Raw genomic sequence first — 23,410 nt, 5'->3', positions numbered from 1 at the left:
ATGTTAAATACAGGAATTTGCGTTTAAACAGGCAGCTCAGTGTCAAGCGTTGGCATATAGAACGAAAACGTTGAAAGCCCCCGACAGAGAGAATAACAATGTTCGACTTATGCAACTCGACGACATCGAGACCATCGCGGTTCTTGGCGCTGGCAACATGGGCCACGGAATCGCAGAGGTCGCTGCACTCGCGGGGTACGAAGTTCGACTGCGTGACATCAAAGAGGAGTTCGTCCAGAACGGCTACGAGGACCTCGTCTGGAGCCTCGAAAAGCTCGCCGAGAAAGAGCAGATCTCCGAGGAAGAGGCCCAGGCGGCCGAAGACCGTGTGACACCGCTGGTCGACATGGAGGAGGCCGTCGGCAGCGCCGACGTCATCATCGAGGCCGTTCCCGAGAAGATGGAGATCAAGAAAGACGTCTACGGCGAGGTCGAGGAGTACGCCCCCGACCACGCCATCTTCGCGACGAACACCTCGTCGCTTTCGATCACGGACCTCTCGGAGGTCACCGAGCGTCCCGAGCAGTTCTGCGGGATGCACTTCTTCAACCCGCCGATCCGCATGCAGCTCGTCGAGGTCATCAACGGGGAACACACCGCCGAGGAAACCATCGAGGTCATCGAGGACCTCGCAGATGACTTCGGGAAGTCCCCCGTCCGCGTCCGCAAGGACTCGCCCGGGTTCATCGTCAACCGCATCCTCGTTCCCCTGATGAACGAGGCCTGCTGGATCGTCGAGGACGGCACGGCCACCATCGAGGAGGTCGACTCCACCACCAAGTACGACATCGGCCTGCCGATGGGCGCCTTCGAGCTGGGCGACCAGGTCGGCAACGACATCACCTACCACGTCCTCGAGTACATGCACGAGGTCGAGGGCGAGGCCTACGAGCCGTGCCCGATGCTCGAGGAGACCGTCGAGAACGAGAACCTCGGGAAGAAGACCGGCAAAGGCTTCTACGACTACGAGGACGGCGACGGTGCCGACGTGCCGACCGACGAGATCCGCGAGGACGTCAAGGAGCGCCTGATGGCCACGATGGCCAAGGAAGTCGCCTACCTCGTCGGGGACGACGTCGCGCCGGCCGAAGACGTCGACGAAGCGACGATGCTCGGCGCGGGCTTCCCGGACGGCCCGGCCAACCTGTGTGACGATGCCGGCCTGCAGAACCTCGCCGACACGATCGACGAACTCTACGAGGAGACGGGCGAGGAACGCTACGACGCCCACGACTACCTCTACGAGGCCGCAGAGGCGGGCGGCTTCTACGGTAGCGACGAGGACGAGGACGGCGAGAACTTCGAGGTCATCACCTTCGAGCGCAAGGACATCGACGTCCCCGAAGGCCACAGCGAAAAGCAGGTCGCGCACATCGAGATCGACCGCGCCCACCGGATGAACACCATCAGCCTCGAAATCCTCGAGGAACTGCAGGACGCAGTCGACATCGTCGAGGAAGAGGACCAGATTCGGTCGGTCCTCATCACGGGCGACGGCGAGAAGGCGTTCTCCGCCGGTGCGGACGTTCAGGCGATGGCGACCAGCGCGGACCCGATCGACGCCATCGACCTCTCACGGACGGGTCAGGAGACCTTCGGCAAACTCGAAGCGTGCTCTGCACCTGTTGTCGCCGGTATCGACGGCTACTGTTACGGCGGCGGCATGGAACTCTCGATGTGTACGGACATCCGCATCGCGACGCCGCGGTCTTCCTTCGGACAGCCCGAGCACAACCTCGGCCTGATCCCCGGCTGGGGCGGCACGCAGCGCCTCTCCAACATCATCGGCGAGGGCCGCGCCAAGGAGATCATCCTGACCGCGGACCAGGATTACGACGCCGAGACGATGCAGGACTACGGCTTCGTCAGCGAGGTCGTCGACAAGGACGACCTCTACGACCGCGCCTTCGAGCTGGCCTCGGAACTCGGGCAGGGCCCGCCGCTGGCCAACGAGTTCTCGAAGAAAGCGATGCTCAAGGGTCGCGACGACACGGAAGCCGGTCTCGAAGTCGAGGCCCAGGCCTTCGGCCACCTCATCGGCACCGACGACATCATGGAGGGCATGACCGCCTTCATGGGTGACGGCGAGCCCGATTTCGAAGGTAAATAATCGGGCGAACGTCGTCAGACCGGAGGTCTGACGGAAGCGAGCCGGACTTCCAGGGCGATTGACATCCTCCCCGCGTTAAAGGGCGAGGATTCCCCGAAGGGGATATTCAGGTTGCGCGTTTCCTCGGTTCTCAAGTACGCTTTCGCGTGGAACGTCAGAGGTAGCCGTCCAGTTGTGACCAGGGACGTGCGTTACAGCGCGTACAGCCCTGTCAATGGGGCCTGCCTCCCTGCATACAGCAGGCGTCAACAGCGTGGAACAACGTTCCACGAGCAATCGGGCGTAGTCGTTCGAAAGGTGCGGAGCGCCTTTCGTGATGACGAGAGAGCTTTGCTCTCTCGAACCACCCGATGACGACGACTGGTTGTTCAGCCAGCGAGGTAGCACGGTTCGCCTCACCCGAAGTGTTAGGCCGTGCATGGTTCTCCCTCTCGTTGTGCGATATTCTCCGAAGCGTTCAGGTCGGCGTGGCGTCCACGGTCACACTCCGAGCATGAGAAGTGGTCGCCATCACGGGTTCCCATCGAACCACACGCCGAACACCGCTGGCTGGTATGGTACGCATCGACCTTTTCGACGCGAATACCAGCGCGTTCGGCCTTGTACGTGATGAACTGTTGGAGTTGGTGGAAATGCCACGAATGAACGCCCGCCCACGAACTGTTCTCGCGGATACCTTCGAGGTCTTCCATCCGAATGACGGGGTTCTCGAACTGGTCCGCGAACGTGATGAGGCGACGGGAGAGTTTATGATTCAGGTCTTTGATTCGACGCTGTTCTTTGTCACCCACACGGTTTCGTGCGCGAAGCGCACCCGCTTGTGAAAGCGAATCGCGTAGGGAACGATATTTGCGCCGAACATACTTCGCCTCACCACCCGACACCAGCATCGACTCGTCTTTGCCGTAGGCCGTCACAGCGAGGATGTGCCGTTCCCCAATATCGACACCGATGGGCGTTTCACCCGACGTGTCGGTGTCGTACTCGATGTTGAAGGTACAGTACCAGTCGTCTCCGCGACGGTAGACCTGTAGGCGGGTCTTGTCAACGTCTCCATCAACCAGCTTGTCTACGGGGTCAGCAATGTCGTCGTACACTTCTATTGGAGTGTACCACCATTGAGAGACACATGGGAATCCAACAACGACCGTGCCGTTCTCGGTCGTGTCGAGTTCCCAGTTCTGGTTGTTGACGGCGAACGGTTGACTCTCTCGGTAGCGAACCGCTCCATCCTTGCTGTGGTCAGATTTGGCCTCTCGGATGGCTTGGTTCTGGATGGCCGAGTAGAGGTCGTTGTCGATGCTGGCCGTGGTCACGGACTTGTCGAAGTCGCCACTCTCCCATCCGTCGATACAAAACTGCTTGGTATCACGGTAGAGTCGGGTGGCGTGTTGCCACTCTTTCCGTCGTGAGAGGGATGGATTGTGGAACTTCGCGGTGACAGTCACCGTGACCATTACAGTGGTAATTAGATGGGCTGTATTACGTATCTGTTGGAATATCAGGCCGTGCTATCGTCGTTGGTTTGTGTCGTGGAGTGTCGGACTCATCCCCGCGCTAAAGCACGGGGCTTTCTCCTTGATTTTCCGTAACGCCCCCGCCGACAGTCGATTTTTCTTTCGCTGCCGCACCGGACCGTGCGCGTTTCGAGTCGCAGTTGGTACATACCAACCGAAGCTATACGGGTGCAGTTCGCAACCGTCCTCTATGCGCGAATTCGTCTTCACGATCGAATACGAGAAAGGGGTCGACGAGGTGATGGACCTCTTCATCGAGAACCCGGAACTCCACGGCCAAACGACGGCGGTCCACGCGACGAGTGAGGCGATGTGGCGTCTCAACCACATCACCGGTCCGAAGGAAGTGCTCGACGAGTTCGACGACTTGCTCGACCGCATTACGTTCTGCAGGGAGACCACCGGGATGTGCGGCTCGCCAGTCGTGGAGTGGGACTACGAAATCCTGGCCAGTGCCCCGAACGACCGTGTCGTCTACACCTGTCAGAAAGAGGGTGGCGGCGTTCGCTCGATTCCACACGTGGCTGCCAAACACATCGGTGACGGCTTGCTGATGCAAGCGGAGCGCCGCGGAAACCAGTACCAGTGGCGACTCCTCGTCGACGACGAGGACACGGTGGGGGCGATCTACGACGAGGTCCGCAACGGGCTCTGTGACGGGCTCAGTATCACCGTCCAGCGGTTGAGTGATCCCGAGTGTTTGACCGACAACGGGTTGGACGACGACGATCTGCCGCCGGAACAGCAGGCCGCACTCGAAGCCGCAGTCGAGTACGGGTACTACGAGACGCCACGACGCAACTCGCTGCAATCGATCGCGGACGCGATCAACGTCCCGACGTCGACCCTCCAGTACCGAATCACGCGAGCCGAAGCGTGGCTCGCCACGGAGTTCGTCTCCAATTCGCTCAGCGCACGCCCGGAAGACCAGCGAGACGCGGACGACGTTCCGGTGGAAGCGTAGGACCGGGGCGGTCTGTAAACGACGTGGGGCCGGACGCGAGAGCGGGCCGACGTGGCCGTTCGTGATGTACCAAACGAACTCCCATTGTCCCGACTCCCTTCTCTATTATCACGCAGCACATGTCTGAATCGACTCGAACCCGCGGGCGTCTGAACACCCGAGACGACGACGTCGCCAGCAACGAGGCGGCGGAATCGAGAACCGAAGCGTCCACGCGATCGGACGAGGAGATCGTATACGACGAGCAACACGGTGAGTGGATCAACACCGAAACGGGGGAAGTCGTACGCGACGAGGAGATCGACCGCGGCCCGGAGTGGCGAGCGTACAATACCGCCGACCGCGAGGAGAAATCACGCGTCGGAGCCCCGGTCACGAATATGATGCACGATCAGGGGCTTTCGACGAACATCGGGTGGAAAGACAGAGACGGCTACGGTAACACGCTGGACACTGCACAGCGCCAGAAGATGCAGCGGTTGCGCACCTGGGACGAGCGCTTTCGGACTCGTGACTCCAGAGGGCGCAACCTGAAACAGGCCCTCGGGGAGATCGATCGGATGGCCTCCGCGCTCGGCCTCCCCGAGACCGTCCGTGAAACCGGGAGTGTCATCTACCGGCGCGCACTGGACGAAAACCTGTTGCCCGGGCGCTCCATCGAAGGCGTGGCGACAGCCGCGCTGTACGGGGCAGCGAAACAGGCAAACGTTCCCCGGTCTCTGGACGAGTTCCAGCGCGTCTCGCGCGTGGAGAAACTGGAACTTACACGGACCTACCGGTACATCGTTCGGGAACTGAACCTGGAAATCCAGCCGGCAGACCCGGCACAGTATCTGCCACGATTCGTCTCTGCACTGGAGGCGAGTGCGGAAGTCGAGCGAACGGCCCGGAAACTGCTCGAGCAATCGAAAGAACGGATGGTCCACAGCGGCAAGAGTCCGGTCGGACTTGCAGCTGCCGCCATCTACGCCGCTGGTCTGCTGGTCGAGGAAGAACTCACCCAACAGAGCGTGAGCGAGGTGGCGGATATCAGTGCAGTCACGATCAGGAACCGGTATCAGGACTTCTTCGACGTTCTCGAGCGAGACCAACTGCGCAACCTGCAGGCGGAACCCGCTGCGTGATTCCCGCTGACACTGTACGGGTTGTTGTCGAACGCTGCTGAGTTACGATCACGACCCGGGCCTCCGAAGACGACGGTTCCGGTGTGTGCCCTTTTTCTCTTTTAGTACTGTGATTGATACGGCCCGCAGACCAGTCCCACGTCACCACGACCGTCACGAAGATCAGTGAGAGTGTGGATTTGGAGAGCGAAACGAACGGGTATATCGCGGATGTCTGGACTGATCTAGCCGATGGCGCGGACCTCTCTCCGGTTGCGTATCCCGAACCGCTCTGTAGTCGGTGTCCTCAATAGCTTGATTACGGCCGTATCGATCTCGAATCGGGCATCGAATCATCTGGAGAACGACACTGTCAACGGCACACAATCCGGCGACGAAAAACAGGGTTTATTAACAACCCACTCGGAGAACGAAGTGCGCACCGTTGGTGTAGTCCGGCCAATCATCTTGGCCTTTCGGCAAAGATGCGACATTCGGCTCGCCTTTGGAAGAAAGCCGAGGACCTGGGTTCAAATCCCAGACGGTGCATCCTTCTGTGGTGACTGCTCGTGAGTCGTGACTGCTACCGTCGACTGTGGGGTCTGAACATCGTCCCGACGAACTGGTCCGCTACCGTTCCGGTCACTACCGCTCGATAAACTCTATGTCTGTGGTATAGCGTTCATCGCGGCCGCGAGAGCGGGTGTTCGAGAGCGGGTACCAACCCTGGTATATTTAACGACAGATACGAAAACAGATAGCATGTCACCACCCGACACTGCACAACATTGGCGGGAGGCCGAGAAGGAGTACACGGACGAAGTCATCGGGAACACGACGATCTCGCAGTTGTTCGAGGAGAGCGCGGAGCGAAACGCCGATCTCGACGCCCAGATGTACAAGGGTGGTATCTATCCGCGGGCGATCACGCCGGAGATCCTCCCGGAGCCGAAACCGGGCGAGTACACGACGATCAGTTACGAGAAGATGTCCGAGATCGTCCGGCGGTTGGCGATCGGGTTCCGGGAACTGGGGATGGATCCCGACGACAGAGTGGGGATGTTCTCGAACACGCGCATGGAGTGGGCGCTGTGTGACTTCGGACTGCTGGCCGCGGGGGGCGTCGTCACGACCGTCTACACCGAGTCCTCGCCGAAACAGATCAAGTACCTGCTGAACGATCCCGGAGCCATCGGCGTCGTGGTGGAGAACGAGAGCCTGCTGGATCGTATCATCAAGGTTCAGGACGACCTGAGCCTGGAGTTCGTCGTCGTACTTGACAACCTCACGAAGTACGAGGACGTCGACCAGATCCACACGCTGGACGAGGTGTACGAACTCGGGCAACAGCACTACGACGAGGCGGACTACTACTCGATGGTCGACTCCCGGAACGTCCACGACCTGGCGAGTCTCATCTACACCTCGGGGACGACGGGGAAACCGAAGGGCGTGAAGTTGACTCATCACAACTTCCGGGCGAACGTCAACCAGATCCGCAAGCGTGCAGGTCCACGACCGGACAGGGGAGACGACATTCCGGTGATGGACGCGGGCAAGCGGTCGATATCGTTCCTGCCGCTGGCTCACGTCTTCGAGCGGACGGTCGGTCACTTCTACATGTTCGCTTCGGGGGCGACAGTGGGGTACGCCGAGAGCCCGGACACCGTCAGCGAGGACATCAAGAAGATCGAACCGTACGGGGCCGCGAGCGTCCCGCGGGTGTACGAGCGCATCTTCGACCAGATGCGCGACCAGGCGAGCGGCTCCGACCTCAAAGAGCGCATCTTCGAGTGGGCCGTCGATATCGCCCGCGAGTACGGGAAGACAAACGACCCGAGCCTGACGCTCAAACTCAAACACGGGGTCGCGAACCAACTGGTGTACAAACAGGTCAAACAACAGCTCGGGGGGAACACGGAGTACCTCCTCAGTGGCGGCGGGAGCCTCGACAAGCGGCTCTCGGAACTGTTCAAGGGGATGGGCATCCCGATCTACGAGGGGTACGGCCTGACCGAGGCGTCGCCGGTCGTCTCCGCGGCGGCACCGGAGGACATGCGACCTGGGACGCTCGGGACGCCGGTTCCGGACGTCGAGACGAAAATCGACGACTCGATGGTGTCGCAAGATCAGTTCGAAGAGGCGAAGGGAGACGTCGGTGAACTCCACATCAAAGGCCCCAACGTCACCGAGGGGTACTGGGAGATGCCCGAAAAGACCGAGGAGGCGTTCACGCCGGACGGCTGGTTCAAGACGGGCGACATCGTCGAACAGCGTGACGACGGCTACCTCGTCTACCACGACCGCTTGAAGAACCTGCTCGTGCTCTCGACCGGGAAGAACGTCGCACCGGAACCGATCGAAAGCGAGTTCTCCACGTCCTCACGCATCGAGCAGATCATGGTGATGGGCGACAACGAGAAGTTCGTCAGCGCGCTCATCGTCCCGAACTTCAACGCGATCCGTCGCTGGGCCGAGAACCGCAATATCTCGCTTCCGGGGACCAAAGAAGAAGTCTGTGAGAACGACCAGGTTCACGAGTGGGTCGAAGAGGACGTCGAACTGGTCAACCGGAACCTGGAGAAACACGAGACGATCAAACGCTTCGAACTCGTTCACATGGAGTGGACGCCCGAAAACGACATGCTGACGCCCTCGCTCAAGAAGAAACGTCGCAACATCACCGACGAGTTCGCGGAGAAAGTCGAGCGGATCTACGACGAACAGAGTGAAGCGGCGACTGCCGACGACTGAGCGGGTCCGGTTCTATTACCGCATTAGCGCCGACAACACGCGCGATTCGGCTTTTCTGAGGTGTTCGTCGACGGTGCTTGGCGCACAGCCAAGCGAGTCGGCGATGTCCTCGTGGGTCGCCTCGCGTGGAATCTCGTAGTACCCCTCCTGGATCGCCGTCTCGAACACCTCGTGCTGGCGCTCGGTGAGGATCGAGAGGATGTCCTCCCGGTCGGGCGAGTACTGCCCGGCCTGTTCGACCGCGAAGCGAACGCTGTCGGGCGTTTCCCCCAGGGCCTGCCGGAGCATGTCGTGGGTCCCGACGACGGTGGTCCGGAGGCCGCCCTGGTCGGTGTATTTCAGCGGCGTGTCGATGATGAGCGCGTACTTCTGGGCGAGCGCCATGAGACTGCCGGCGGGTTGGCCCGGCGGGACGTGGAGGTAGAGATGGAACACCTCGTCTTTGACGTCCAGTACGTCCCAGGCGAGGACGGTGTTGCTCTCCTCGATCTCGTCGGTCAGTGACTCGTGGTCACCGCGGAGTCGGTAGAGGAGCACACCGGTCCCGTCGCCGAGTCCGTTGACGTGCATCAGCGATACGCGAGAAACCCCCGGGTGCCCGGCGATGATCTTCCCCGCGGGATGAATGGCCCCCTCTTCCGGTGTGATCGTGAAATCGAAATACCTCATGTAGCCCCCTTGCGATTGAGTGTCTCGGATGCTTTCACACCCGTCACATTATGTGTTTCGGCACACATCTCGCTTGCCGCCAGCGATGCGGCACCACCCCTGGCGGGCCGTCTCAGGAGTCAGCGTCCCGCTCTTTTTCCCCGTCGAGTTCGACCATCGGCCGCGGATAGTCGACACCGAGTTCGATGCCGTGGTCCTGCCGGGCCGTGTCGTCCATCGTCCAGGGCTCGTGGGCGTACGCCGCGGGGAGCCCGTCGAGTTCCGGTAGCCAGTGGGTGACGAACTCTGCGTCCGGGTCGTACCGCTGAGCCTGCCACAGCACGTCGAAACTCCGGTCACGGGAGTCGTTGCCCGTGCCAGCGACGTACGCCCAGTTGCCCCAGTTGTTGGGGGCGTCGTAATCGATCAGCCGGGACTCGAAGTACGACGCACCGCGCCGCCAGTCGAGTCCCAGGTCGTTCGCGAGAAAGCTCGCGACGTTCTGTCGCCCGCGGTTCGACAGGTACCCCGTCGCGTTTAGCTCCCGCATATTGGCGTCGACGAACGGGACGCCGGTGCGACCGTCCGCCCAGCGCCGGAATGCCGTCTCGTCGGTCCGCCAGTCGATGTCGCGGTCCCGGATGCCGCCCTGTTGGAAGAACGCGGCCCCGTGTTTCGCGAACTGGAACTGGAAGAAGTCCCTCCACAGGAGCTCGAACCCGAGCCAGTACGTCGAGTCGTTCTCGACGCGTTCGTGTTCGTACCGGGTCACTTCGGCGTAGATCCGACGCGGCGAGAGGCCGCCGCCCGCCAGCCAAGGGGAGAACTTCGAGGAGTAGTCCGGCCCGAGCAACCCGTTTCTGGTCTCCTTGTACTCCCGCAGGCGGTCGCGTTTCCAGACGTACTCCTCGATGCGTGCCAGGCCGGCGGATTCGCCGCCTGCGAACCGATAGGCCGCCCGGTCGTCGGTCGTCGGCTCGGTGTCGTACCCGAGCTCCGCGAGCGATGGGACGCTACCGGCCTCGACGGGCGGTGTCCGGACGCTGTCGGGCGCAGGGATCGGATCGCGCGGTTCGATGGTCGCTTCGACCGCCTCGCGCCACGGCGTGAACGTGTCCTCGATATTCGGTATCGGCGTCGGCAGATCGGCCGGATGGACGAGCGTATGCGTCCACCGCGTTCGAAGCGCTCGTCCCGCGTCCCGCAGCGCGGTCGCCAGGGCGTCTTCGACACCCTGTTCGTCGGGTGCTGGGAGCGTCTGGCAGTGGACGGTATCCGCGTCGTGCGCGGCCGCCAGGTCGGGGAGCACGTCCTCTGGTCGTCCCTCCCTGACCACGAGTTCGCCTCCACGGTCCCGCAGCGAGTCACGCAGGTCCTGGACGCTCTCGCGGCAGAACTGGGCGCGTCGAGGACCGGTCTTCGGGAAGCCGAACTCGGTCGTGCCGAACGCTCTCGGATCGAAGACGTAGACGGGAACGACGGCGCTCGCGGCGTCGACTGCTCGGGAAAGCACGGGGTTGTCGTGTAGCCGGCGATCGCTCCTGAACCAGACGAGTGCGGTGTCTCCTGTCATCGGTCGACCGACCGGCGAACCGGTCTACCATCCCTTGGTCGCGAGCCACATCAAACCGGGGGTCACTCGACGACGACGGTCACGGTGCGAGTCCGCGGCCCGTCACACTCGACGAGCAACACTGCCTGCCAGGTCCCGAGGTCGAGTTCGCCGTCGATGACGGGGACGGTGACGCTCCGACCGAGCAGCATCGACCGGAGGTGAGCGTCGGCGTTACCGTCGAGCTGGTCGTGATCCCAGCCGTCGGCCGGGACGAGCGATTTCACTGCGTGCTCGATGTCTCCGAGGAGCCGCGGCTCCGGTTCGTTGATCTGGAGCCCTGCAGTGGTGTGGCGAACGAACACCGTACAGGTGCCGGTCGCGTCGGCGGGCAGTTCGGCGGCGACCTCGTCGGTGATGTCCACGACCGTTTCCCGGTCTCCGGTCGAGATCTCGATGTCCGTGCGCGTCTCCATACGCGTCCGAACGGGCGGCGAGAATTTGAACGCTCGGTCGGCGGTTACTCTTCGGTCTCGGGCGACTCGGCCCGGGAACGGAGCCCCTCGAACAGCTGCCGGTCCTGCGAGTTGACGTGGTAGGCGGCCGAGCCGACCAGGATGAGCAGGTACACCGTTGCGACGACGGGGACGCCGAGGGCACCGAGCAGCGGCGTCTCGAACGACGCCGACAGGACGGTCCCGAACCCGAGGATGCCCAGGACGAGGTAGTACTCCGCCCAGGTGATCCCGTAGCGGGGAACGACTTCCATGTACGTCGTGACCTCGGCCGCCTGGTCACGCAACCGGACTTCCTTCGCGTCCGTATCGTAGTCGATGATCCCGAGATCGTCGAGCTTGGGGAGATGCGTCTGGTGCAGTGAGACGTACACGCTGCGGCGCTTGTCCCTCGGCGCGGGCGTCTCGCCGGTCTCGCGACTCGCGACGTCCTCGGAGAGGTCGCGGACGCTCAGGACGTCCCCGTTCTCCCGGAGGCACTTGATCGCCAGTCGCCGCCGGTCGTTCCGCAATATATCGTGAATCTGGCTCGCTTCGAGCGTTTCTCTTGTGGTAGTCTGAGCGACCATGATCACCTCACGGGGTCGGTGGCCGAGACCCCGTCTGCTCGCGACTGCTCGTCCCGCACTGATACTTGTAACTCCACGTATCCTATTCCATAAACGGTTTTCGATGTTGTTAATCTCCCCTGAAAACTCACTTCCCTACATCACGAACAGATTGATATAGGTGGGCCGAGTTCGCGACTCGGGTTCCCCGGCCGTCCGACGTTCGCCTAGGCCAGCCACTCGTCGGGCTTCGTGTCGTAGTCCACCTCGGTCGCGGCGATGTCCTCGACGTCCTCCCAGTCCAGGTCGCGGACTTCGACCTCCTCGCCGTCGTAGCGGATGAGTTTGCCCCGTTCCTCGGGTTCGGGTTCCCGGTCGCGCCGCTTCGCCACCTCGATGTCGTGTTCGTCGAGTTCCTTGACGATGGTCTTCAGGTTGACCGGCCGGCCCCAGAGGTGGAAGACGCGTTTCAGCGTGTCCTTGGCCTGCTCGATGTCGAGCATCACGCCGTTGTACTTGTGCGCCAGCAGCAACTCGTTGCGGTTGTTGTAGTTGCCGTCGGCGACGACGACGGTGGGCTTCCCGAAGTTCGTGAACCGGAGCATCAGTTTCTTCTTGACGTCCTCGTAGTCCGTGCTGGTGACCCGATAGTCGCCCGTCGACTGGGTGAACTCGTAGGTGAAGTAGTCGTTGTCGTCGACGAACTCCTGGGTGAGGAACTCGTCCAGGAACGTCACGTCGTTGTGACTCTCCCGGATCTCGCGCATCCGGTCCCAGCCGCGGGTGTAGTCGATGTCGGCGAGCGCCTCCTCGACGGTCTCGTAGCGGCTGTCGTCGAACATGTACCGCGAGACGCGCTCTAACTCCGCCTGGCTGACGCGGCTGACGAACCCGCGGTTCTGGGGTTCGACCAGCGAGTAGTGGCGTTCGGCCAGTCCCTCGTAGGTCAGCACCTTCCAGGGGTACGTCGAGACGTCGAACTCGCCGGCCCGGGCGCTTTCGAGTCCCTCGGCGTCGATGCGCGGGTCCTCGGCGTCCAACTCGTCGAGCGAATCCGGCGTGATCGAGGTGATCGCCGAGTCCGGCGCGATCAGGTCCTGCACTGTCTCGAAGTCGACGCGGTCGTGGACGTTCCGCCAGGTGATGCCGTCGACGCGGAGGATCCGCTCGACGACCTCGCGTCGGTTCGTCGTGTTCTCGACGTACTGCCAGAGTTGCAGTCCGAGTTTGTAGGGGTTCAGCCCGGGCGAGCCGAGCACTTGGGCCATGTGGTCGGCGTAGCTGATGAACTCGTCGGTGCCCGCGAAGGCCTCCTTGGTCATCATGACGGACTCCCAGTAGGCGGCCCACCCCTCGTTCATCACCTTCGACATCTTCTGGGGTGCGAAGTAGTACGCCTCCCGGCGGAGGATCTCCAGGATCTCGCGCTGCCAGTCGGTCATGCCGACGGCCTTCCCGGCGTCCTCGTCGTACTGCATGCCGTGTTTCCGGAGGAATCCGAGCACGTCCTTCTCGGGTTCGGCCGGGAAGGTGACTTCGCCCTCGGACCGCTGGGCTTCGAGCCACTCCTCGTCGAACACCTGTCCTTTCACTTCCTCGGAGAGGTCCAGTTCGTCCAGGCGCTCCGAGAGGTCCTCGGCGTCCTCGTCGGCGTCGACGAGTTCGTCGCGGTGTTCGGTCTCGACCGGGCCGAAGACCTCGTGCTGGTCGATGTTGTCCTCCAGACAGAGGACGTGGTCGATCCACTTCTCGACGGCCGCCCGGTCGATGTCCGGGTCGAGCATGTACTCCCGGATGGCGTCGGCGTGACGCGCCAGCATCGCGGCGGCGTCGGGATTGTCGGCGAACATCCCGAACCACTCGTTGTTCGCGAAGAAGTCCGCGTGGGCCTCGACGTGGGTGATGACCGCCTTCTGGTCGGCCATGGTGTTTGACTCCTGCAGGAAGGCATGCGAGGGGTTGTCGTTGTTGACGATCTCGAAGGCCTTCCCGCCGAGGAACTGGCTCTGTTTCTGCTGCTGGTCGTACTGCATGCCCCAGCGCCAGTGCGGGTAGCGCTGCTGGAAGCCGCCGTAGGCGATGAGTTCGTTCATCTCGTCGTAGTCGACGATCCAGTAGTTCACCGGGTACGGCGACAGCCCCAGTTTGTGGGCCAGGTTCGAGGCCTCGTCGACCGGTTCCTCCAGTTCCTCGGCGATCTTCTTCGCTTCGTATCTATCAGTCATGTTGCTCCTCCGTCGAGAGGATGGTGTAAATCGCGTCGACGACGTCTGCCGGTTTGGAGACGTACGCGACGGCGACGTCCCCGCTTTCCCGGAAGTGTCGCTCGACTTCCTCTGCGTGGGTCGCGTTGATGGCGTTCCCGCTGGGCTGGGTCTCCACGTAGGCGTGGAGGTTCGCGGGGATCTGCTCCATCAGCGGGATGACCTGTTCCTCGGTGTCGTTCGAGGAGTTCTCGGAGTCGCCGGCCGCGAACACGTACCGGTTCCAGTCGCTCCATGGGTACTCCTCCTCTAGGACCGCCGCCGCGAGTTCGTACGCGCTGGAGATGCGCGTCCCACCACCGGAACGGATGCCGAAGAACTCGTCGCGGTCGACCTCCCAGGCCTCGGCGTCGTGGGCGATGTAGACGAACTCCGCGTTGTCGTACTTGCCCGTGAGGTACCAGTCCAGCGGCGTGAACGTCCGCTCGACGAGTTCTCGCTTCTTCTCGCGCATCGACCCGGACACGTCTCGGATGTTCACGACGACGACGTTCTTCTCGCGTTCCTCGATGATCTCGGGGTAGCGGTACCGCTCGTCTTCGCGCCGATAGGGGATGCTGTCGATCCCTTCCCGGCGAATGCGGTCCGCCGTCGAGGTCCGCTCGACGTTGTCCTCCATCTCGTCCATCGAGGCCCACGCCGTCTTTTCTTCGGAACTGAGTTCGCCGTACTCGTCTTCGAGCCAGGCTTTCGACACCGGAATGTGCTCCTCGCGTGCCCACTCGAACACCGAGGCCGGACCCATGCCGTCGACTTTCAGCGCCTCGCGGACGAAGTCCCGGTCGAAGTCCATCGCCAGCTTGCGCTTGAGTCCCTTCTTGAACAGTTGCTCGAAGTCCAGCGTCGAGGAGGGACCGGTCCGCGTCATGTCCGTGAAGTCGCCCTCTTTCTCCTCGACGACCTGCTTGCCCTTGGGTTCTAAGTCCAGGCCGAGTTCCTCGTCGAGTTCCTGGGCGAACTCCTCGGGGTCCATCTCGTAGTACTCGTGCTCGCCGCCCTCCTCGCCGGGTTCGCCGTCCTCGTCGCCGTCACCGGGTTGGGGCTGGGGCTCGCCGACCGGTTGGCCCTCCTCTGCGCCCTCGCCCTGGCCGACGCCGCCCATGTCCCGCTGGTCGTAAGCGAACTCCGGGAGATCGACGATCTTGATCGGGATCTTCACCTCGTCCGGCCGCGACTGGCCCAGATCACCGTACTGGATGAACTCGGCCAAGTCCTGGCGGCGTTCTTCGCCGACCTCGCGGTAGCGTTCGAGGTCGTCCTCAAGTCCCATGGCGGTCCTCCGCGTTCAGTTCCATTTGTAACTCACCTGGCTCATGACGTGTCGACTGGTCAACTCGGCCGAGGCCTCGCTGTACTCGAACATCTCGATCATGTTCCGGATCGTGTCCGCCTTGACCGCGGCCGTCTGGGTCTCGCTCGGCGGGTTGTCCCACTGCCGGGGATCGAAGTCCTCGAAGGTCCGGCGGACGTCCTCCCAGTCGTGGGTGCCCAGCACCGACTTGATGACCGGGATCTCCTTGACGTTCACGTCCGACACCTGGAACTCCTCGTCGCGGTTGTGCCAGGCGTGGCGGTTCAGCGCCGTGATGATCTTGTCCGTCCGGAACTCCCTGACCGCCTGGTTGGGCTCGTTGCCGTCGTACTGTTCCTCGCTGAACCGACCGAGGTGCTCGACCTCGAAGACCTTCATCTTCAGCGGGTCCGGATCGACGAGTTCCCCGCGCTCGTTCTCGATCTGATCGTCGGCCGCCCAGGCGTAGACGTGCGTGATGTACTCCTCGACGGTGTCCTCGTCGACCCGCTTGTCGCGCATGATCGCTTCGAGCACGTCCGCCTCCTGCTGGCTGAACACGTGGTTTTTCACGGTGACCACCTGGTTCTCGAACTCCACGCGCTCGCTGCCGGAGAAGACAGGCGCGTCGGCCAGCCCCTCGGCCATCGCGTTGAGGATGTCCCGGGGCATGACGACGTGCTCGACCGGGAGGTCCGCGTGGAACCGGTCTTGCTCCTCGTGGAGCAGGTCCGCGATCACGTCGCGCGTGAAGGTGACGGGGATGCCCTGTTCGCCGTCCTCGGCGTCGTCGTCCCACTCGAAGTCCTCCATCTCGATGCGCTCGTCGCCCTCGCGGAGATACCCGCGATCGAACAGCAGGGCCTTGTCCACGAGGTCGAGCCCACTTGGCACGTCGTCGTCGTCCAGCCGAGTCACCACGGCGTACAGTGCCGCCGCCTCGATGGCGTGGGGGGCCAGTTCCTTCTCGTTGACGACGGCGTCGCTGTCCCGGACCCGGATCGAGAGCGGTTCGCGGATCCACGACTCCAGTTCGTCCCAGCTCTCGGCGGTCCAGACCTCCGTCTCGTTGGTCAGTTCCCGCCGAAGCAGTTGGGCCTCCAGCGAGAGGTTGGTGAGGTAGATGAACTCGTGTTTGTCGAGCCGCCGCTTCAGGGCCTTCAGCGGGTCCTGCCCCTCGCGGTCGGCGTGCTGGTTCAGGCGCGCCTCCAGGTCGGGGTTCGAGATGATGATCATCTGGGTGTCGATGTCCATCCCGATGCCCTTGTCCAGTTTCACCTTGCCCTCGTCGGGCACGTTCAGGAGTTTCTGGAGCAGGTCTGCGTGCTGGGCGGCGTCCTCGACGATGGTCAGCAGGCCGTTGCCCTGCGAGAGGACGCCGTCGTAGGAGAAGGCCTGCGGGTTCTTCCGGCCCCGCGAATCGAGTTCCCGGAGCATCCCGGCCATCCAGGAGCCCACGAGTCGTTCCTTGGGCGACCCGTCGTCCTCGCTGTGGAGGACGCCGATCCCGTTGCCCACGTCGACGACGAAGTTCTTCACTCTGAGGTGCGTGGGATCGGTCACCGCCGAGAACAGGTCCTGGATCTCCTGGCGGCGGTACTGCTCTTCGAGGTAGTCGTAGGCCTCCCGGCAGAACGGGTCGAGTTGCCCGTCGACGCGGATCTCGACGTGGTCGTCGAGTCGCTCGTTGAGTTCCCCCAGGAGGTCCGCCCGAACGTCCGGTGGGAAGACCGTCAGTGGGTGGGACTGGACCGGACTCTCGTACCAGTCGTCCTCGTCGCTGGTTGGGACGTCGCCGTAGGTCATGCCCGAGGAGCCCTCGCCGGCACCGGCGACGTTCCACTCGACCGTGTAGCGCCGGCCGTCGTCGGTCTTGGAGTACTCCCGGAGGCCGTTGATGAGACACCGCTTGAGTTCGGACTTGCCCGTGGCGGTCGGTCCGTCGAGCCAGATGATCTTCTCGTCTTTGCCGCGCCTGGCCGCGATCGAACGCAGGTCGTCGACGAACCGGTTGAGCGTGTCCGTGTTGCCCAGGATGGCGTGTTCCCCGTCGTTGTGCGGATCGTCGAAAAACCGGTAGCGCTGTTTCTCTTCGCCCTCCTCGATGACTGTCCGGGTGCCGGCGGCCTCGATGGCCGACAGCAGGTACTTCGAGGCGTGGGCGGCCAACTGGGGGTCCTCCAGGACGAGGTCGACGTACTCCGGGAGGCTCATCGGCTCCTGGTAGGTCGCTTCCAGGGCGTCGTCGGCGGCGTCGATGAAGTCGTGTCCGGCCATCAGTCTTCCATCTCTGCTTTGGCGACCTCGGCACCGGCGAATTCGAGCACCTCCTTGGCTCCTTCGCGGGTGTAGCCCTGTTCGATGAGCGCGTCGACCCACGCGTTGCGCTCGTCGTCGTCCATCTCGCCGGACGAGACCAGTGCCGAGAAGTTGATGTTGTGTTTCTTGTCCTCCCAGAGCTTGCGCTCCAGCGCTCGGCGCAGGCGGTCGTTGTCCTGTGGGTTGAACGTATCACCCTCGCGTGCGCGGCGCGAGACCCAGTTCGAGACTTCCTGCCGGAAGTCGTCCTTGCGGTCCTCGGGCACGTCGAGTTTCTCCTCGACGCTCCGCAGGAACGTCTCGTCGGGGTCTTGCTCGCGGCCGGTGATCTCGTCTTCGACGGTGTCGTCGTCGATGTAGGCCATGACGTGGTCCATGTACTTCTCGCCCTGGCGCTGGATCTCGTCGATGTCGTAGGCCAGCGCGTGGCGCACGTCCTCGATGGCCCGGTCCTTGTACTCCTCGCGGACGAGTTCGAGGTAGCGGTAGTACTTCTCGAAGCGGTCCTCCGGAATGGAGCCGTGATTTTCCAGGTTCTCCTCGAAGTGGTTGAACGTCGTCAGCGGCGAGAGGAACTGGCGGTCACGGTGCATCGAGTCCATGATGGCCTCGGCGATCTCGTCGCCGATGAATCGGGGCGAGACGCCCTCCATCCCCTCGCCGATCTCGGCCATCTCGGCGGCCTCGTCGCGCAGTTTCTTCACGTCGACGTCCTCCTGCTCGTCGACCTCGCCGTTGTAGGCCTTGGCCTTCTGGAGGAGATCCACGGTGCCCGAATCCGGCTCTTCGATCCGAGTCAGCACACCGAACAGCCCGGCCATCTCTAAGGTGTGTGGTTCGACCTGAATGTCCGGGAGGTCGGCGTTGCGCAGCATCTTCTCGTAGATCCGGGACTCCTCGGTGTACTGGAGGACGTACGGGAAGTCGATCCGCTTGGTCCGGTCGTTGAACGCCTCCATCTTCTCGTCGCCCTTCTTGTCCTTGTACTCGGGCATGTTCGTCCGCCCGACGATCACCTGGTCGATGTCGATCCGGGGGTTGTTCTTGGGTTTGATCGTCTGTTCCTGCGTGGCGTGCAGGAAGTCGTAGAGGAACTCACGCTGGAGTTTCAGGAGTTCCTCGCCGGAGAAGATGCCCCGGTTGGCGTTACAGAACGCGCCCGAGTAGTCGAACGCCCGGGGATCGCTCTCGCCGTAGATGGCGATCTTCGAGTAGTTGACGTCGCCGGTGAGTTCGGTCTCGTCCTGATTTTTCTTGTCCTTGGGCTCGAAGGTCTCGATGCCCTGGCGCTGGTTCTCGTCGGCGACGAGGCGGATGATCTCGACGTGGTTCTCCAGGACGTCCTGGAGGTCGTCGTTGTAGTGGGCCAGCAGGCGGTCCATGTAGAACTCGCTGGCCGGGTCCAGGGCCTGCTCGTTGCGGATGGTGTAGGGCGCATCGAGGATCTCGTTGATGTCCTCGATGATCGACTCTCGTTGCTCCTGGGGGAGCAAGACGATCGGGTCCTGGTTCATCGGGGACCGGACCACGTCGTCGGCGGGGTCCTGGTCGGGGATGACGTCACAGAGGTTCGTCCAGCGGAAGGTGTACATCCGCCCGTCCTCCCGTCGGGTGTAGTCCTCGAAGTACCGCCGGACCTGTCGGTCGAAGTCGGACTTCCCGGAGCCGACCGGTCCCAGGAGGAGTTTGATGCGTTTCTCGGGGCCGAGGCCTCGCGCACCGCTTTTGACCTTGTTCACGAACTCGTGGATGGCCTCGTGGATGACCTGGCCGTAGAAGGTGTTCTCACCGTCGCCGAGCGGGTCCTCGGCGGCGAGTTCGTACTCGACGACGCCGGCGTCCTCGTCGTATTCGGTGCCGTAGTAGTCGAACATGTCAGCAACGCGCTGGTGTGCGTTGCGAGCGATCCGCGGGTCGTCATAGAGCTTGTCGAGGTACCAGTCGAACGAATGGGTCTGCCGAAGATCTGATGGGATCGAATCCTGGTACTCCCGACTCAACTCTGCGAGGGTGTCCTTGTTACCGGTCATGCTATCACGGACGGTTGTGGAATGCGGGCGCGACCGACACTGTGTGGTCCGACCCGCTGCTCGCGGGCTCGCGCCCGCGTGTCTCGATGGTGCCCGACCGAACCACCCCACCATCGCGGACCGACTGACTCCGTCTCCGAGCGTGCAAACGGCCCGCGCGCCCGTCGTCGACGGGGGTGTCGATTGTGTGGCATGAATAACCATACCACCCGCACGTCGCAGCGACCCGGTTGCCGAGTGGCAACAAAAAATCACCGGGGACGCTGGGCGGCGAGGGTGGGGGCGATGGTGGGGGTATGGGTGGGCTTACCACCGATACTATTTATTTATTGAGTGCTACGCATACATAAGACTTCTCCCAGACCCGGTTTTTCGCCTCGACTTTGAACCCCGCAAATAACTGCAAAATACAGTTACGCCGGGCGATACGTTCGATTCCCGTTCGCGGGCTCGTTCGAGTGCATTTAAGTACTGGCGTCTGACGCGTGGCGGACGATCGTTCCCTCTCCGGGTTCGGCGGTCATCGTCCGTTCGTGGTCAACCGCGTCACTCATTGTGCTTCCGGGGCTACGGTCGATAGATGACGTTCGAGGACCTCGCGGACGGGTGGGTCGTGTGGAACGAGGAACCCACCAAGTGCATCCTGGCGTACCGGCCGGACGTGTTCGACAGCACCGCGTTCCCGGCCCCGTGCCTCCCCACGATCTACCTCACGAAGGGGCAACGGGGTCGCAGACCCGGCCGCGACGATCCCGCACCGACGGACCCGTGGTACGTTACGCTCTACCTCGAACCCGAAATCGACCACGGGGGCGAGACGTACGACTCCCGCGCCCAGGCCGTCGAGGGTGCGATGGACCTCGCGGAGCGATTCGCGCGGGGAGAAGTCGATTTTCGTGAGCTGTACCAGATCCCCCGCGAGGAGTATCTCGACGAACTGGCGGCGTTGACGGGCCGAACGGCGTAGCCGCATTGCTTTGCGGGTTCGAACGCCCTTGGCCGGCCGGTGACCCTGTCACAGATTCGGGGCGGGACACTTAACCGCCGTGCGGGAGTACCGGGACCCATGTCGACGGTCACGCTCATCGGGACTCGGCTGGCCGACGTGGGGACCGAGTTCGTCTACCAGGGGGAAGCAGACGCCTGTGAGGGGTGCCCCTATCGCGACCAGTGTCTCAATCTCACCGAGGGGCAGAAATATCGGGTGACGAGCGTCCGCGAGAACGCCAGCACGCTCGACTGTGGCGTCCACGACGCCGGCGTCACTGCCGTCGAGGTCGAACCCGCGCCGGTCCTCGCGAACGTCGACTCGAACAGCGCCTACGCCGGCAGCAAGGCTGGCCTCGAAGGACCCTGCCCGTACACTGGCTGTCCGAGCCACGAGTTCTGTGAACCGGCCGGGACGGAGTTCGACGAGGAATACCGGATCGACGAGGTCGTCGGCGATCCGCCACACGACTACTGTATGCTGGAGCGGGACCTGACGCTCGTCGAGTTCGCGGCCGACGCGGACGACGCCTGATCGCAGTTACACGTCGAGCGTCCCGACGCGGTCGGCCGAGTATCCGAACACGTCCTCGTAGCCGTAGGCCGACAGCAAGACGGGGTAAAACGGTTCCTCGGCGACGTACTCCTGCTCGTCGGCGGCGGCGTACGTCTGCCCGGCCGCCACGCGTGAAAAGTTCGTCGCGAACACTTCGTAGGAATCGGCGGCGACTTTCGGCATCGGTTCGGCGAGCCGATAGATGGGGCGATCTTCCAGTCCGCCGTCGGCCGCGGCCGATACGCGTTCGGGGAGTGCGCCAGTCGCCGCGAGGAACTCCCGTGTGATGTCAACGGCGTTCTCCGCGGCCGTCTCGGAGCGCTGGTAGCCACACTCGACCTCGACGAGTCGGCGGGAGACCTCGAACAGTCGTCCCTCAGTGAAGTCACACGTCTCGACGACGGCGTCGACCGAGAGGTGGGGGCAGACTCGTCGTTCGAACTCCCGGACTCTGTCCACCAGCGCGAACTTCCCGCCGTAGGACTGGGTCGAGTGCAGCGCCAGGATCTGACAATCGGCGACCTCTCTCCCGAGTCGGTGCGCGAGTCGACTCTCGTGGGTGTCCCCGTCGGGATCGCCGGGGAACGCACGATTCAGGTCCTCGTCGACGTATCGCGTGTCCGCCTCGATGGCTCGCTCGTTCGCGATGACGAACTTCACGGCACGCTGGAACTCGGGGTCCTCGTCGAGCAGTGTCTCGACGGCGTGGACGCCACAGGGTTCGTCACCGTGGATGCCCCCGATCACCGCGATCTGGGCTGGTCCATCGCCGACCGTTTCGACGCGCATTCGTTTCGGATAGTGACCGGTCACCGGTCTTAGTTCCCACGGGTTCGACCGTACGGGCGGCTCGATCAGTGGTCCAGGGACTCGGCGTACCTGTAATCCGCTTCACGTGCGTCCGGCCGTTCCCCGTCGAGGACGACCCGCCACCCGTCCAGTACCGTCGGGTCGGTGAGTGCGTTCGTGATCGTCGTACGTACGTCCAGCAGGTCGACGCCGTAGAAGTCGTTCGGGACGCCGTGTAAGTACTGGAGCGCGGTTCGGAACAGCGACCGCATCCCGTCGTCATCTTCGAAATCGTAGTGTTTGTACGCACCTGCGGCGACCTGGACCATCCCGTGGAGGAACTTGCTTTCGGGCCGCCCGCGACCGTAGTTGTACCATTCGTCTTCGAAGCAGTCGTGTGATTCGTGGAACTCCCCGGCGTTGTAGAGGCGCACGCCGTGAACCGTCGCTCGTCGAAGCGTGTCGTGTTTCCACCGGTTCTGTTCCGGGAGCCACCCGGTCGGCGTTCCCGCCGTCGGGCGGTCCACCGAGTCGTCGCGGGTGTGGTCGTCCATTGGGAGACACTACGCCCGAGCCACTGGTGAATCCGTCGGTCGGAACCGTTCACAGGACAGTCGTTGGAGGGGACTGCAGGCAGGGGCCACCGAAAGTGGACCCATGGTCGCCCTGCCTGACTCAGGCGTGTTCTCGTCGGGATCTCGCAGGAGAAGGCCCCGTGGTGCGCAACGGGGCCCGTGGAAGGTTCGGAGTCCGGCCAGGGCGGGCCGGAGTCGCGACGAGTCACGAGTTGGCTCGGTGCGGCCGAATTGCCGACAGGGCGGCTGTCGGCACAGTACCGTACCGGGTGATGGGAAAAAGAACCGATGATAACTCAAATTCCTGGTTTTGTTACTCGGTACCACGGGGTCTGCTGTGACCGTTTCGACCGCGGGACTCGTGATCCGGCAGTCGAGACCGAAAACGCAGGTTATTCAAGGAGAAGCATCGAAGAATCGGTCGCGTGCGAGGGTAGCCAAGCCTGGAAACGGCGGCGGACTCAAGATCCGCTCCCGTAGGGGTCCATGCGTTCAAATCGCATCCCTCGCACTGTGGACCATACGGTCCCTCGCAAACAGTGCAGGAAGATCCCGAGGTCGCCCGAACGGGTGACCTCGTTGCGAGCGGGGAGCGTGACGCGACCCGCGAGTGGAGCGATCTTCCCTCGCAATTCTACTACACCCACACAGTAGCCGTGCCTGTGAACTCGGGGGCAGACTCAAGATCCAGTCCCGTAGGGTCGTCGCGAACATCGTGAGCGACGGCTCGGAAGACGAACGGACGCGGCGCTCGCGCCGCGTATTGCGAACGTCGACGCCGTGAGCGAGTGAGTCTTCCGGTGGTCCATGCGTTCAAATCGCATCCCTCGCACTGTGGACCATACGGTCCCTCGCAAACAGTGCAGGAAGATCCCGAGGTCGCCCGAA

At 62.9% G+C, this 23,410-nt stretch carries 17 protein-coding genes and 2 tRNA genes; 8 read left to right on the top strand and 11 right to left on the bottom strand.

The annotated features are described in order from the left end of the window. Positions 1-109: 109 nt before the first annotated feature. The gene (locus tag E2481_RS02980; protein WP_136715629.1) at positions 110-2,110 is read left to right on the top strand and encodes a 3-hydroxyacyl-CoA dehydrogenase/enoyl-CoA hydratase family protein; all 2,001 of its coding nucleotides are present in this window, start codon (positions 110-112) and stop codon (positions 2,108-2,110) included. A gap of 407 nt (positions 2,111-2,517) precedes the next feature. Here the strand turns inward: E2481_RS02980 and E2481_RS02970 are convergent, their stop codons facing one another. After that, positions 2,518-3,567 carry an RNA-guided endonuclease TnpB family protein gene (locus E2481_RS02970; protein ID WP_136715628.1) on the bottom strand — a complete coding sequence of 350 codons (1,050 nt, stop codon included), beginning with the start codon at positions 3,565-3,567 and terminating at the stop codon, positions 2,518-2,520. 250 nt (positions 3,568-3,817) lie between these two features. On the opposite strand from E2481_RS02970, the gene E2481_RS02965 reads away from it, so the two are divergent. From E2481_RS02965 to E2481_RS02950, 4 genes are all read left to right on the top strand, one after another. Further along, positions 3,818-4,591: a helix-turn-helix domain-containing protein gene (locus E2481_RS02965; protein ID WP_136715627.1), complete on the top strand. Its 774-nt coding sequence runs from the start codon at positions 3,818-3,820 to the stop codon at positions 4,589-4,591. Positions 4,592-4,710: 119 nt separating this feature from the next. Further along, positions 4,711-5,715: a transcription initiation factor IIB gene (locus E2481_RS02960; RefSeq protein ID WP_136715626.1), complete on the top strand. Its 1,005-nt coding sequence runs from the start codon at positions 4,711-4,713 to the stop codon at positions 5,713-5,715. 418 nt (positions 5,716-6,133) lie between these two features. Next, positions 6,134-6,243, top strand: a tRNA-Glu gene (locus E2481_RS02955). A 213-nt stretch (positions 6,244-6,456) separates the two neighbouring features. Further along, the gene (locus E2481_RS02950; RefSeq protein WP_136715625.1) at positions 6,457-8,448 is read left to right on the top strand and encodes an AMP-dependent synthetase/ligase; all 1,992 of its coding nucleotides are present in this window, start codon (positions 6,457-6,459) and stop codon (positions 8,446-8,448) included. Positions 8,449-8,463: 15 nt separating this feature from the next. Here the strand turns inward: E2481_RS02950 and E2481_RS02945 are convergent, their stop codons facing one another. The 8 genes from E2481_RS02945 to E2481_RS02910 all read right to left on the bottom strand — a co-directional run bounded on the left by E2481_RS02945 (position 8,464) and on the right by E2481_RS02910 (position 19,615). Next, entirely contained in the window at positions 8,464-9,117 is a 654-nt protein-coding gene (locus E2481_RS02945) for a helix-turn-helix domain-containing protein (protein ID WP_136715624.1), read from the bottom strand. Positions 9,118-9,229: 112 nt separating this feature from the next. Continuing rightward, entirely contained in the window at positions 9,230-10,669 is a 1,440-nt protein-coding gene (locus tag E2481_RS02940) for a DASH family cryptochrome (protein WP_136715623.1), read from the bottom strand. A 62-nt stretch (positions 10,670-10,731) separates the two neighbouring features. Further along, positions 10,732-11,124, bottom strand: a complete 393-nt coding sequence (locus E2481_RS02935) for a secondary thiamine-phosphate synthase enzyme YjbQ (RefSeq protein WP_136715622.1) — start codon at positions 11,122-11,124, stop codon at positions 10,732-10,734. A gap of 44 nt (positions 11,125-11,168) precedes the next feature. Then, complete coding sequence (locus E2481_RS02930) at positions 11,169-11,732, bottom strand: DUF7344 domain-containing protein (protein ID WP_136715621.1); 564 nt, start codon at positions 11,730-11,732, stop codon at positions 11,169-11,171. A 206-nt stretch (positions 11,733-11,938) separates the two neighbouring features. After that, positions 11,939-13,936, bottom strand: coding sequence for a SpoVR family protein (locus E2481_RS02925; RefSeq protein WP_136715620.1), 1,998 nt, complete (start codon positions 13,934-13,936; stop codon positions 11,939-11,941). Beyond that, positions 13,929-15,245: a YeaH/YhbH family protein gene (locus E2481_RS02920; protein ID WP_136715619.1), complete on the bottom strand. Its 1,317-nt coding sequence runs from the start codon at positions 15,243-15,245 to the stop codon at positions 13,929-13,931. Before E2481_RS02920 ends, E2481_RS02925 begins: the two co-directional genes overlap by 8 nt. 15 nt (positions 15,246-15,260) lie before the next feature. Further along, complete coding sequence (locus E2481_RS02915; RefSeq protein WP_136715618.1) at positions 15,261-17,543, bottom strand: PrkA family serine protein kinase; 2,283 nt, start codon at positions 17,541-17,543, stop codon at positions 15,261-15,263. Further along, positions 17,543-19,615 (bottom strand): PrkA family serine protein kinase, encoded by a 2,073-nt coding sequence (locus E2481_RS02910; RefSeq protein ID WP_136715617.1) that lies wholly within the window; start codon positions 19,613-19,615, stop codon positions 17,543-17,545. The genes E2481_RS02915 and E2481_RS02910 overlap by 1 nt, the downstream gene beginning before the upstream one ends. A 580-nt stretch (positions 19,616-20,195) precedes the next feature. Between E2481_RS02910 and E2481_RS02900 the strand changes: the two genes are divergently transcribed. Together E2481_RS02900 and E2481_RS02895 are read left to right on the top strand one after the other, a co-directional pair. Further along, a complete protein-coding gene (locus tag E2481_RS02900; RefSeq protein WP_136715615.1) occupies positions 20,196-20,582 on the top strand; it encodes a DUF5820 family protein in 387 nt (128 codons plus the stop codon). A gap of 99 nt (positions 20,583-20,681) precedes the next feature. Beyond that, positions 20,682-21,137: a UPF0179 family protein gene (locus E2481_RS02895; protein WP_136715614.1), complete on the top strand. Its 456-nt coding sequence runs from the start codon at positions 20,682-20,684 to the stop codon at positions 21,135-21,137. 6 nt (positions 21,138-21,143) lie between these two features. On the opposite strand, the gene E2481_RS02890 is transcribed toward E2481_RS02895, so the two are convergent. Both E2481_RS02890 and E2481_RS02885 read right to left on the bottom strand, forming a co-directional pair. Continuing rightward, complete coding sequence (locus E2481_RS02890) at positions 21,144-21,947, bottom strand: succinylglutamate desuccinylase/aspartoacylase domain-containing protein (protein WP_136715613.1); 804 nt, start codon at positions 21,945-21,947, stop codon at positions 21,144-21,146. Between the two features lie 65 nt (positions 21,948-22,012). Beyond that, positions 22,013-22,501, bottom strand: a complete 489-nt coding sequence (locus E2481_RS02885) for a DUF309 domain-containing protein (protein WP_136715612.1) — start codon at positions 22,499-22,501, stop codon at positions 22,013-22,015. 448 nt (positions 22,502-22,949) lie between these two features. Between E2481_RS02885 and E2481_RS02880 the strand changes: the two genes are divergently transcribed. Further along, positions 22,950-23,033: transfer RNA gene (locus tag E2481_RS02880), tRNA-Leu, on the top strand. The last annotated feature ends 377 nt before the right edge of the window (positions 23,034-23,410 follow it).

It is taken from the genome of Halorientalis salina (assembly GCF_005049285.1).
Taxonomy (GTDB): Archaea; Halobacteriota; Halobacteria; order Halobacteriales; family Haloarculaceae; genus Halorientalis; species Halorientalis salina.
The sequence above is the reverse complement of the archived record's forward strand: the minus strand, read 5'-3'. Positions and strand labels throughout refer to the sequence as shown.

Excerpts from the sequence above, each read along its gene's own strand:
- E2481_RS02980 (WP_136715629.1), top strand. The coding sequence starts at position 110 with ATGCAACTCGACGACATCGAGACCATCGCGGTTCTTGGCGCTGGCAAC.
- E2481_RS02970 (WP_136715628.1), bottom strand. The coding sequence starts at position 3,567 with ATGGTCACGGTGACTGTCACCGCGAAGTTCCACAATCCATCCCTCTCA.
- E2481_RS02965 (WP_136715627.1), top strand. The coding sequence starts at position 3,818 with ATGCGCGAATTCGTCTTCACGATCGAATACGAGAAAGGGGTCGACGAG.
- E2481_RS02960 (WP_136715626.1), top strand. The coding sequence starts at position 4,711 with ATGTCTGAATCGACTCGAACCCGCGGGCGTCTGAACACCCGAGACGAC.
- E2481_RS02950 (WP_136715625.1), top strand. The coding sequence starts at position 6,457 with ATGTCACCACCCGACACTGCACAACATTGGCGGGAGGCCGAGAAGGAG.
- E2481_RS02945 (WP_136715624.1), bottom strand. The coding sequence starts at position 9,117 with ATGAGGTATTTCGATTTCACGATCACACCGGAAGAGGGGGCCATTCAT.
- E2481_RS02940 (WP_136715623.1), bottom strand. The coding sequence starts at position 10,669 with ATGACAGGAGACACCGCACTCGTCTGGTTCAGGAGCGATCGCCGGCTA.
- E2481_RS02935 (WP_136715622.1), bottom strand. The coding sequence starts at position 11,124 with ATGGAGACGCGCACGGACATCGAGATCTCGACCGGAGACCGGGAAACG.
- E2481_RS02930 (WP_136715621.1), bottom strand. The coding sequence starts at position 11,732 with ATGGTCGCTCAGACTACCACAAGAGAAACGCTCGAAGCGAGCCAGATT.
- E2481_RS02925 (WP_136715620.1), bottom strand. The coding sequence starts at position 13,936 with ATGACTGATAGATACGAAGCGAAGAAGATCGCCGAGGAACTGGAGGAA.
- E2481_RS02920 (WP_136715619.1), bottom strand. The coding sequence starts at position 15,245 with ATGGGACTTGAGGACGACCTCGAACGCTACCGCGAGGTCGGCGAAGAA.
- E2481_RS02915 (WP_136715618.1), bottom strand. The coding sequence starts at position 17,543 with ATGGCCGGACACGACTTCATCGACGCCGCCGACGACGCCCTGGAAGCG.
- E2481_RS02910 (WP_136715617.1), bottom strand. The coding sequence starts at position 19,615 with ATGACCGGTAACAAGGACACCCTCGCAGAGTTGAGTCGGGAGTACCAG.
- E2481_RS02900 (WP_136715615.1), top strand. The coding sequence starts at position 20,196 with ATGACGTTCGAGGACCTCGCGGACGGGTGGGTCGTGTGGAACGAGGAA.
- E2481_RS02895 (WP_136715614.1), top strand. The coding sequence starts at position 20,682 with ATGTCGACGGTCACGCTCATCGGGACTCGGCTGGCCGACGTGGGGACC.
- E2481_RS02890 (WP_136715613.1), bottom strand. The coding sequence starts at position 21,947 with ATGCGCGTCGAAACGGTCGGCGATGGACCAGCCCAGATCGCGGTGATC.
- E2481_RS02885 (WP_136715612.1), bottom strand. The coding sequence starts at position 22,501 with ATGGACGACCACACCCGCGACGACTCGGTGGACCGCCCGACGGCGGGA.